General features: G+C 38.7%; 6 protein-coding genes. All 6 read left to right on the plus strand.

Annotated features, from left to right (window positions below; all coding sequences use genetic code 11):
* The first annotated feature begins 9 nt into the window (after positions 1-9).
* The 6 genes from DWW33_RS08830 to DWW33_RS08855 all read left to right on the plus strand — a co-directional run bounded on the left by DWW33_RS08830 (position 10) and on the right by DWW33_RS08855 (position 11,616).
* Positions 10-2,550, plus strand: coding sequence for an alpha-L-rhamnosidase (locus DWW33_RS08830; protein ID WP_118639297.1), 2,541 nt, complete (start codon positions 10-12; stop codon positions 2,548-2,550).
* A 13-nt stretch (positions 2,551-2,563) separates the two neighbouring features.
* Positions 2,564-4,303 (plus strand): methyl-accepting chemotaxis protein, encoded by a 1,740-nt coding sequence (locus DWW33_RS08835; protein WP_118639298.1) that lies wholly within the window; start codon positions 2,564-2,566, stop codon positions 4,301-4,303.
* Positions 4,304-4,338: 35 nt separating this feature from the next.
* Complete coding sequence (locus tag DWW33_RS08840) at positions 4,339-7,188, plus strand: prealbumin-like fold domain-containing protein (protein WP_118639299.1); 2,850 nt, start codon at positions 4,339-4,341, stop codon at positions 7,186-7,188.
* Between the two features lie 120 nt (positions 7,189-7,308).
* Entirely contained in the window at positions 7,309-8,967 is a 1,659-nt protein-coding gene (locus DWW33_RS08845) for an isopeptide-forming domain-containing fimbrial protein (RefSeq protein WP_118639300.1), read from the plus strand.
* A 20-nt stretch (positions 8,968-8,987) separates the two neighbouring features.
* On the plus strand, positions 8,988-10,691 hold the full coding sequence (locus tag DWW33_RS08850) for a class C sortase (protein ID WP_118639301.1): 1,704 nt from the start codon (positions 8,988-8,990) through the stop codon (positions 10,689-10,691).
* On the plus strand, positions 10,633-11,616 hold the full coding sequence (locus tag DWW33_RS08855) for an AraC family transcriptional regulator (RefSeq protein ID WP_117841630.1): 984 nt from the start codon (positions 10,633-10,635) through the stop codon (positions 11,614-11,616). Before DWW33_RS08850 ends, DWW33_RS08855 begins: the two co-directional genes overlap by 59 nt.
* Positions 11,617-11,681: the final 65 nt, after the last annotated feature.

Here is an 11,681-nt window from a genome sequence, read left to right on the forward strand (position 1 = left end):
ACCGGTTATATGTATATCAGCAGATTAAGAGTAAATCATAAAAAAAATCCATTAGGTTTTAATTTGGCAAAAATCCATTTGTCCTGGGAAGTAAAGGATGTCTGTGGAAAATGGGCCGTGGAAACAAGAATTATAGTATCAGAGAGCAGCAATATGGAAAAGCTGGTATATGATTCCGGAGTACAGAAGAATTATCATGAGAACCAGATGCTGGTTTCCTTCGACTTAAAACCAAGAACCAGATATTACTGGCAGGTAGAAGTTAAAGATGACAAGGGAGACTGCGCAAAAAGTAATCCGGCATGGTTTGAAACGGGAAAACTGCAGGAAAGCTGGACCGCAAAATGGATTGGAACAGAAGAAAATGAAAAGAGAATGCCTCTTTTATATAAAGAGTTTGAATTAAAAGAGAAACCGGAGTCTGTCAGATGGCATGTATGTGGTCTGGGATTATATGAAGCATATGTCAATGAAAAGAAGGCGGGCAGAGAATTTCTAATGCCGGGTTATCATTGCTATGACAGCTTTTTAGAATATCAGACACTGGATGTTACAGAACTGTTATCTCAGGGAAAGAATAAAATTGCGGTTCTGTTAGGCGAAGGCTGGTATAAAGGAAGATTTGGATTTGATGGTGATTACAGAAATCTATATGGTAATCAGAAGAAGTGCATTGGAGAATTACATATACGATATGCCAATGGACAGGAAGAATGTATTGTAACAGACAGCAGCTGGAAGGCAGAAGAAAGCAGCATATGTGAAAATGGAATCTATGATGGAGAACATATTGATGAGACATTAGAACACAAAATGCTTTCCGTGGAGGAAATAGAAGAAACAAGACCACTTGTGGAACGATTTAATCCAAGAATTCATAAAGTAGAAGAATTTCAACCGGTATCAGTAAAACAGGAAGATGAAGCACTTTTGCTGGATTTTGGGGAAACAGTCACCGGTTGGGTAGAAATAACTGGTGCATTTGAAACAGGTCAGAAAGTTATGATGCAGTATGGAGAAGTTCTGCAAAAGGGCAGATTTTACAGGGATAATCTCCGTACTGCCAAAGCAGAATTTACATATGTATCGAAGGGAAAAGGAGAAACCATACGTCCTCATTTTACCTATTATGGATTTCGCTATGTGAAGATAAAAGGTCTGAATCCGGAAAAAGAATATAAATTTATTGCTTATCGTATTATGTCTGATATTGAGAGAACCGGCTGGGTGGCAACAGATCATGATAAGGTAAATCATTTATTAGAAAATACACTGCGTTCCCAGAAATGTAATTTTCTGGATATTCCAACGGATTGTCCGCAGCGTGATGAACGAATGGGCTGGACAGGTGATGCGGGAATTTTTGCATCCACAGCATGTTTTCATATGGATAGCGGAAGTTTCTTTAATCACTATATGAAAAATATGCAGGCTGAGCAGGAAAAATGTAATGGAGCTATTCCGTTCTTTGTTCCAAGACCAAAGGTAAAAAAAGAAGAACATACGAATCCTTTCTATCTGGATTCCGGAGCGGCAGTATGGGGAGATGCAGCAACGCTGATTCCATGGAGACTCTATCAGTTTTATGGAGATAAGGCAATGTTAGAGGAGCAGTATCCTGTTATGAAAGCCTGGGTGGATTACGAATATGAGAGAACAAAAGAGAATGAGATTCCGTATCTGTGGCAGAATGACAGGCAGCTGGGAGACTGGCTGGCATTAGACAATGGAAATATCAATAATCCGATTGGAAAGACAGACAGTGGCTTTATCGCATCCGTTTACCATTATTGGTCAACCAAAATGGTGAAAGAAGCGTCAGAAAGTCTAGGATTAGAGGAAAGTAAAGTATATGCAGAGAGAGAAAAAGAGATTCGGAATGCAATTTTAAATTATTACTTTCCAGATAAAAAGTTTTGCTTGGAATACACACAAACCGCTTGTGCACTTTTGCTTTATTTAAAACTTTATCCAGAGGGAGAAAGAGAAGTTATAACGGCAAAACTGGCAGAGTTACTTAAGAAAAATAATGGACATTTAAATACAGGTTTTGTTGGAACACCAATTCTGTGCATGGCTTTGTCAGAGAATGGACAAAATCAGCTTGCTTATGACCTGCTTTTAAACGAGGACTATCCAGGATGGCTGCATGAGGTGAACCTTGGTGCAACAACGGTGTGGGAACGATGGAATTCATTGGAAGAGGATGGAAGTATCAGCGGAACCGGTATGAACAGCTTAAACCATTATGCATATGGAAGCATTGCAGAATGGATATACAGATACATGTGTGGTCTGAATCCGTCTATAGGAGAGGCGGTAAAGATGACCATATATCCGATGCCAGATCAAAGATTTAAAAAAGCAGAGGGAAGCTGGAGAAGTGTATTTGGTAAATATGTCTGTGCATGGAACTGGAAGAGTGAGCAGGAAGTAGTCTGTAACATAGAAGTTCCATTTAATGCAAATGCGAGATTTATTTTGCCGGATGGAACGGAAGAGATATTAGACTGCGGAAAATATGAAAAAATTTTAAACATGCGTCCTTAGAGAAGGTGTAAATATGAAGAAAACAATAAAAAAAGAATTTCTATTTATGGCAATTGGTTTATTTCTGGTAATGGTAATTGGAATTACGGTAATTATCGGAGAGGTAACAAAAATTGAACAGGCAGAGCAGCTTGTTACGGATGGCTATATTTCCATGGAGAAATATTATGGAAGAGTGGAAAAGAAAATTGAAACCTGTCAGAAATATGCCAATATTTTAACCGCACTCAGTGATGAAGACATGCTGATTGCCGGGGATATCAGTGGAAATATGGAAACAGAGGAAGAAGCCATTGCCCAGTATCTCACGGAAATGGAAAAGCTGACCAAAGATATTTCAGAGCAGAGTTTAACCGACAGTTTTATGACTTACAGCAGTGTAAATAAAGAACTGATGGAGCAATTGAAAGAATGCAGACAGGCAAGAGATGATGGAGATATTGCAAAAGCAAAATCCATCATTGGAGGCAGTGCATTAGAAAAAATACAGGCGCGGGAGTCGGCATGCAATGATTTTCAGGAAAAGTTAGATGAGAATGTAAAACGCAGTTCACAGAATATGAAAGCCCGGACCCAAAAAACTTATCTTATCAGTGTAACAATCGGCATATGTTTTCTGATTATCTGCTTAGTTACATACATACTGGTGAATAAGGCGATTATTCAGCCACTCAAAAAAGCAAGTTTACAGTTAAACCAGATGGTAGAGGATATCCAGAATGGAAATGGAGATTTAAGCATCCGGATTCCGGTAAAAAGGATGGATGAGATAGGACAACTGGTTACAGGAGTAAATCTTTTTGTAGAAAAATTACAAAATATCATGAAGCAGTTAAAAGATGGTTCATCCGATATGGACGAAGTTGCAGATAAAATGAACAGGCAGGCTGGAAATATCGGAGAAGAGACCATGAATATGTCAGCTGTAATTGAAGAGTTATCTGCAGGAATCATGGAAATTAATGACCGTTCCGGACAGGTTAGTGAACGGGTTGGAAAAATAGTAGAAAATGTCAGAGATATATCAGAGGAAACCGGAAATGGAGTTCAATTCGTAGATGAAATGCGTGAACGGGCAGATTATATCGAGAAAAAAACAGCAGAAAGCAAAAAGGAAACCAATGATATGATTGGCAGTTTAGGACATAGCATTGCGGACAGCTTAAAAGGAAGCAAAAAAATCTATGAAATAGGAAATCTGACAGAACAGATTCTTGGAATTGCAGAACAGACTAATCTTTTGGCTTTGAATGCTGCAATAGAGGCTGCAAGAGTAGGAGAAGCAGGAAAAGGATTTACAGTAGTAGCATCTGAAATCAGGGAACTGGCAGATAATAGCCGGGAGACGATGGGTGAGATACAGACAATTAATATGTCTGTGACCACAGCAGTCAGCACACTGATTGAACAGGTGGAAAAAATGATGGAGTTCTTAAATCAGAACATATTGCAGGATTATAACGGTTTTGAAATGATGGCTTCCCGCTACCGCCAGGATGCAGACTATATGGGAGATTTTTGCGGAACAATCAATCATAATGTGCAGGATATGTATCAGGCAATGGATGAAATGAAAGAAAACATGGATACCATAGCAACGTCTATCGATGAAAGCTCGGAAGGGTTACAGGTCTTCGCAGGAAGTGTCGAGGATTTGGCAAAAGCAGTAGAAGATATCAAAGAGCAGTCATATGTAAATCAGACCGTATCAAATGGACTTAAAGGAGAGACAGAAAGGTTTATTAATATATAGTGTTTATTAAAGAAGATATTTAATGGAGAGGGAAAATGCTTTTTTGTGGGAGAAAAAGGAAACATAAATTTCATATAGTACAGGCATTATTAGCGGTAACACTATTACTTCTGCTGTCTTTTGCACAGAATGCGAATGCAAAAGAGCAGGAAAATGGTGAAGAAATTTATGAAACAGAGATAGGTGAGTTAGAGCAGAGTACAGAAGAAACAGAGGACACAGAAGATGTAGATAATACAGAAGAAAACAAGATAGCCTTTTTTTCACAGACTTATGGAAGTGGCACGATTTCACTGGGCAGTTATAACGGTGGAGGAACAATTTCTTTGACAGAGGATGTGACAGCTTCAGGCATTTGTCAGTTAAATGGTGTTTTGGATATTGATTTGAATGGCCATAAGATGACGATGCAGAATAACGCAAGTTTTATGTTATGCAGCGATAATGCAGTACTCAATATCCGGGATTCTGCCGGTGGAGGTGTCATTTACGCATCCTGTCAGTTAATCTGGATCTATAGTGGCGGCACAGTAAATTTATATGGTGGAACATTGGAAGGGGAGAATATGACAAAGCTTCCACAGAGTGGTGGCTGCGTGAATTTATCCAGAAGTAATATGGGAACACCGGTATTCCACATGTATGGTGGAGTTATACGTAATTTCCAGGCATCACAGTATGGCGGTGCAGTATATGTGGCAAGCACTTTCTCCGGGAAGAAACCGTCTTTTTATATGTATGGAGGTACAATTGAAAATTGTAATGCATCAGAAGGAGCTGCTGTTTATGTAGATGATTCCGGAGATGGACCAGGCTATTTCTATATGAAAGGTGGAACGAAGAAAGAAGAGGGCGGTGAAAGCAAGGCTGTGATACATTGCGCAGCTTATAATGGAAATAAGACTAAAAATGCCATATATAATTATGGATATTTTGGAATAGAGGGTGTTATAGATATAGAAGGAATTGTATATCTGCACCAGAATAACTGGGCAAGCACGACGAAGCATTTTATTAAGGTTACAGACAGGCTTGTTGTAGTGGGAGATGGATATATAGATATTGATTCAGCATATCCCAACAGTAATGCAGTCTGTACCGGACATACAGTTATTGAAAATGCGACACAGACCGAAGGAACTTCGCAAAATCCAATCTCACAGGAAGAATTTTATACTTATTCCAGTTATTTTATTAATTCTACAAAAGGATTGATGATTTCGGCGGGATTTGACCCGACGAAGAATGAAATGGCTGGAAAGGAATATCCGTCCAACTGGCCGTCTTATCAGGCAGATTTGTACAGCAGGAAGTATACCTATAAAGATGTAAAGGGACAGACCATGCTGATTCAGGCTTCTGATTCACCAGGAGACAAAAGACAGATGCAGAATTATAATTATCTGATTTATACAGAACGGGATAAATTAGAGGAAGATTATGCTGTGTACTATAGTATCAAAATATCAAAACGGGATATTGGAACGGATGACAGATTAAATGGGGCTGTATTTTCACTTAAGAAAAAGAATATAGCGGAAGACGGAACAGTGCGTTATGAAGATATCGGAATAAGTGGAACAACCGGTATGGAAGAAGATGGCGTGGCGGCCGGTGAAACTTATATTTATCTGGATGCTGAGAAAATGGGAAAGTTAATGGTAGATGATGGAACTTATGTTTTGACAGAGGATACTGCGCCGGATGGGTATGTGGCAAGAGGTGAATTAGCTGTTATTGAAATTAAACATAAGCTGGATGAAAGTACCGGAAAGACAGTATCAGTTGTAGAAGTGGTTGCCAATAACAAAGTGCTTGGAACGTCTGAACAGGTAGTGAATTCTACATATGGCGACAAAGGAATGCTGGTGAATAAAGAAATTGTGTTTACTTTGAAAAATTCTACGGAACTGTTAGAAGAAAATATAGATTATACCATTCAGGTAGATAAGTACCGTGACACAGAATACCAGCAGAGACTCTCAGGAGCGCGTTTTGAATTATATACAGCAGAAGAACCGGTTACACTGGTGGCAAACGGAACAACAGATACAAATGGAACGGTAAAACTGTTGGATTTATATGGTTCAGAATTTAGCTGCTCAAAAGGAGCCCATTATAAATTAAGAGAAGCAGAAGCACCGGAAAACTTTTATTTAATGTCAGATGTGATAGACATCAGAATAAAAGAAGAAAATCAGGTATTTATCAATGATGTTTTATTAGAAGACGGAAATACACTTTCCGGGGCAGATACAGGTGGCACAACAGAATATGGAAGCTGGCGTGTAACAAGACAGGAAGATGCCATAGTATTTTCTGTTTATGATGAGGAAAAACCACCGACATGGACTTTGCAGGCAAGAAAATATGGAACAAAGGTAATGGATGCATTGGCTTTGTCTGGTGCAGAATTTACATTATATCAGGTGGAAGCATCCGGCGAAATGGAAATTATATCGCTTACAAGTTCAGATGGAACAGATGGACATGAAATTGGAGAATTAGAATTTACAGATACAAATGGAAATTCATTACAGTTTGCATGTAATACAACCTATATTCTGCGGGAAACACATGCTCCTGTGGGATATGAAATAATGGAAGATATTATCTTAAGTGTAAATGAGGATGCTTCACAAATAGAAGTAACACAGAGTGGAGCAGGTTATGGAGAAGCATCATATGATGCGGTAAATAGGGTATTAACACTTTCAATTATAGATAAAGCAGTATATCGTATGCCAGAAACAAAAAGCGGAGGGCTCTATCCGCTTGCGGTTATCGGTACACTTTTCATGAGTTTTTTTGCCGTACTAATGCTGGTGATTTCCCAACGTCAGCAAAAAAGTATAGGTTCTTCCCCAATCAGTAGTATAACTTAGTTTTTTTTAAATTCCCTAAAAATGTAAGAATGATTGACAGTGTTGATACGAATTGGACGATTGCAAGGCGGCTTTGAGCACCGCTTTGATAATTGTCTGAACAAGTAAAGGAGAGAGAATATGAAACAGAGAGTAAGAAGATGGAAGGCAATGATGATGGCAGTAATGCTGGTATTTAGTATAATTCTGCCGGCAAAAACGGTTAGGGCAGCAGATCCTACCACCACAATTCAGGTAACCGGAATTGAGGAAGGATGCAATGTTTATGCATATGCAGTTGCAATTGATGCAGTAGATGCAAATGGAAATCATTACTGGAAATACAATCCGGAAGGAAATGTTGAGTCGAGAGTAAAAGATGGCAAAGTGGATACAGATGATCTGGTTTATTTTTATATGAATCTGAATTCAACAATGGGAGCTGATGACTGGGATTTACATGATGGAGAAGGAGATGCTGTTGTAGATAAGACTGTATTACACATGCAGTATAATGCTGCAGATGCTTCCTATAGTGTATCAAATGTAAAACCTGGTTTATATGTAATCGCTGCAAATAAACAGGTCAAAGAATATTCTTATAGTGGTAATGTGGTTGCGGTAAATTATCAGTACAGTGGTACTGGAATAGCATCTATTGCAGATGAAAACGGAGTGATTCATGTAGCAGCGAAGAAATCCAGCGATCCAACCATGAAGAAGGAAGTAATTGAAAATGGAAATGCATATAAATATGGGGATGCGAATATTGGAGACACAGTAGAATTTAAGATTACGATGACAATTCCGGATTATCAGGGATCCTGGTTATCTGATAAGTTACATTATAATATTAAGGATTCACTCACAGATGGACTGACTCTGGATGTAAGTTCTATTAAATTAGAAGGAACATCCATCAATGATTTATTTGTAACAAACAAGAAATGTACTTCAACCAATATTACAACCTCCACAAGTGGTTTTACATTAGATTTATATGGTGAGGATGTTTATCAGTATGCAGGAAATACGATTGCAATTACTTATCAGGCAAAAGTAAATGAGAAAGCAAAAGTAAACTTTGATTCAGATGAGAATAAAGCAACTTTAAAGTATTCTACGGTAGCATCCGGTACTGATATGAGTGATCCGATGCAGGATATCACACATCATTATACATTTGGATTTGATACTCTGGTAAATGGAACTGGTTCTGAGAAAACTACAGAGATTACCAAATATGGTGTAAAGACAACGACAGAACTTGATAATAAAGTAGCACTGGACGGTGCACAGTTCCAGTTATTTGATGCAAATGGAAAGCAGTTATATTTTACCAGTGATGGTGAATATACTACCGAGACAAGTGGAACATATGATTATATTGTATCAAAAAACAATGGTCAGCTGACAGCAACCGGTCTGGATGCAGGTACATATACTTTAAAAGAGTCCAAGGCACCATTGGGATATGCATTGGATAAGACTACTTATACGATTGTAATCACACCGACTTATAATGAACTGACAGGAGAATTAAAGAATTATACGGTAAGAGTAAATGGCGCAACTGGAAATTCTATTACTTTTACACATGAAAAGCTGGATAATGGAACAATAAATACAACAGACAATGCTGCAAATGCAGATACGTTTGGAATTAATAATACACCACTTATTACCTTACCGGAGACAGGTGGAGCAGGAATGATTGCACTGACTGTTGCAGCAGTTGTCTTAATGGCAGGATTTGGAACAATGTTTGTTTCATTGAGAAAAAGAAAACAGGTAAAATAATTAAGAGAGGGCAAAGTAGAATGAAAGAATCTGTACGTAAAACATTAATGTTTCTCATGGCAGTTGGCTTTTTGACAGGCTTTGCCCTGCTGCTTTATCCAATGTTTTCTAATATGTGGAACGAGTATAATAGCACATTAAAGTTTGAAGAATATCAGTATGAAAATGCAGAAAAAGCGGAGGATACCAGTTTAGAAGAGGAGTGGGAGAAAGCAGCGGCATATAACGAGCGGTTGCAGCCAATTGTAATTCCTGATAGTTTCATTCAGGCAGAACAGGAGGAAGTAACACAGCAGGATAGTGAATATATGTCCTGCCTGAATCAGAATGGGGATGGTATGATGGGTTATCTGTCTATTCCGAAGATTGGCGAAATTATACCTGTATATCATACTTCCAGAGAAGAGGTATTACAAAAAGGAGCAGGACATATCCAGGGTTCATCGCTGCCAATCGGTGGAACTTCAACACATACATCCATAGCAGCGCATCGGGGAATTCCAGGAATGTCCCTGTTTACAGACCTTGATTTACTGGAAGAAGGAGACCAGTTCTACTTATATATATTAGATGATATTCTGGCATACGAAGTAGATCAGATAGAAACTGTGATGCCGGAAGATACAGAGATTTTAAATGTAGAAGAAGGGAAGGATTATGTAACGCTGGTTACTTGTACGCCATATGGTGTAAATACGCAGCGTTTATTGGTGCGTGGACACAGAGTGCCTTATGTAGAGGAACAGGAGAAGGAGCAGGAAAGACAGGCAAAGAAAAGCATTCATACGAATTATCTGGCATGGATTTTTATTGGAATAATAGCTGCTATAGGCTCCATTGTAATATGCAGAAGTATCATCTGGATGATAAAGAAAAAAAGCAGCCATGGAACAAAAGGGAGAAAGCACAGGAATAAAATAGTTTGTAAAATACTATTCATAATGATATGTTTTGCTGGTCTGCAGCCAGAGAGTGTACGGGCAGAGGAGGATATTCCGGTATCGGAACCATGTTCTATTACTTTTGAAATTCCCAATGCATACCGTGCAACTTTAAAAGAGCAGAAGCTGGAGCTTAGGCTATATCGCATTGCAGATATTACAGAGACAGGGGAATACCGTGATTTAGAAAAATATTCCGGGTTAAATATACAGGAGTTATCCGTGGAATCATCCGCCCGTGAATATAAGAAAAAAGCAGAAGATGTGGCGGCATCTCTTGGGGTTACCGAATGGGATGAGAGTGCAAAGACAGAACCGGATGCAGAGATTGAACTGACAGATAATACAGGAAGCAAGGATGGAATGGAAGCCGGAGTATATTTAGTTTGCATGAAACCGCTTTATTTATCCGATGAAGTCTATCAGGCAGATCCGTATCTGATTACACTGCCTGGTTTTATGGAGAATATCGAAAAAACAGGTGATGAAAAGTATGTCTGGATGAAGGATGCGGTAGTGGATTTAAAGCTGGCAAGGAAGGCAGTTTCAAGACCTCAGGAACCGCAGGAAGAAAGGGAGGAACCTGTGACTCCACTGGAAACAGAGGAGATTAAGACAGGCGATGAGACGGAATGGCAGCAGACTTTCGTATTACTGGCAGCTTCTGGAAGCATATTGGCTGTATTGTTGTTTTTAGGAAAAGTTTCATTGAGGAGAAAACGGGATGAGAAAAGAACTTCTGGACGAATTGATGATAATATCGGAGGAAGAAAAGAAGTATAAATCAGGACAAAGTACGGTGGAACAAAGTCTGTATGCAAAAGATAACCTGACAGAGATTGACAGAAAAAGATTACTGCAGCGAGGAAAGCTGATTACGGTACGTCCACACAGCCGGTTTGTGGATTTCCCGGAGCATAGGCACAATTATGTGGAAATGATGTATGTGGTACAGGGCAGTATTACACATTATATAGAAGGAAAAGAACTGGTATTGCGTAAAGGAGATGTGCTGATGCTGAACCAGCATGTGTCACATGCAATAAAAAGGGCTGAGTATGAAGATATTGGAATTAATTTTATTGCATTACCGGAATTTTTTGAAGTTCCACTTACGATGCTGCATGAGAAAAATGTACTGGCTGATTTTGTAATTGGTGCAATGCGGCAGAAGAATCCAGTTTCCCATTATCTGCTATTTCGTTTAAAAGAAGATTTACAGGTGGAGAATCTGATGGAAAATATGATAGAATCCATGCTGCATACACATTGTAATGAAGATATTGCCAATCAGTATACCATGGGGCTTGTATTTTTATATCTGTTGAATCATCTGGAAAATTTGAGCCATAACTCATCCCTTGATTATAAGGAAACTGTTGTACAGGCGGTGATGGAATATATTAACAGTGATTGCCAGAATGCAAATCTGACTAAGATTGCGGAAGATACCCATCAGTCGATGACAGTATTGAGTAAATTGATGAAGCAGAAAACAGGATATACATTTCAGGAACTATTGCAGAGAAAACGGTTTCAAAAGGCAGTATATCTGTTAGTAGAGACTGAACTTACGGTGGAGGACATTGCACTGGAAGTTGGTTATGAAAACCAGAGTTATTTCTATCGGCAGTTTCAGAAACGCTATGGAATGACACCAAAAAAATATCGTGATTTACATAAGAAAGACGTGCATATAAGAATTTAAAACAAGGAAAATAAGGACAGTTTTTTGGTCTAATGAGAGGCTAACAAACTGTCCTTATTTTTGTT

Source organism: Roseburia sp. AF15-21 (assembly GCF_003479505.1).
Taxonomy (GTDB): domain Bacteria; phylum Bacillota; class Clostridia; order Lachnospirales; family Lachnospiraceae; genus Roseburia_C; species Roseburia_C amylophila.

Bases quoted from the DNA above. Each gene is read 5' to 3' on its own strand.
- DWW33_RS08830 (WP_118639297.1), top strand. From the start codon at position 10: ATGTATATCAGCAGATTAAGAGTAAATCATAAAAAAAATCCATTAGGT.
- DWW33_RS08835 (WP_118639298.1), top strand. From the start codon at position 2,564: ATGAAGAAAACAATAAAAAAAGAATTTCTATTTATGGCAATTGGTTTA.
- DWW33_RS08840 (WP_118639299.1), top strand. From the start codon at position 4,339: ATGCTTTTTTGTGGGAGAAAAAGGAAACATAAATTTCATATAGTACAG.
- DWW33_RS08845 (WP_118639300.1), top strand. From the start codon at position 7,309: ATGAAACAGAGAGTAAGAAGATGGAAGGCAATGATGATGGCAGTAATG.
- DWW33_RS08850 (WP_118639301.1), top strand. From the start codon at position 8,988: ATGAAAGAATCTGTACGTAAAACATTAATGTTTCTCATGGCAGTTGGC.
- DWW33_RS08855 (WP_117841630.1), top strand. From the start codon at position 10,633: ATGAGAAAAGAACTTCTGGACGAATTGATGATAATATCGGAGGAAGAA.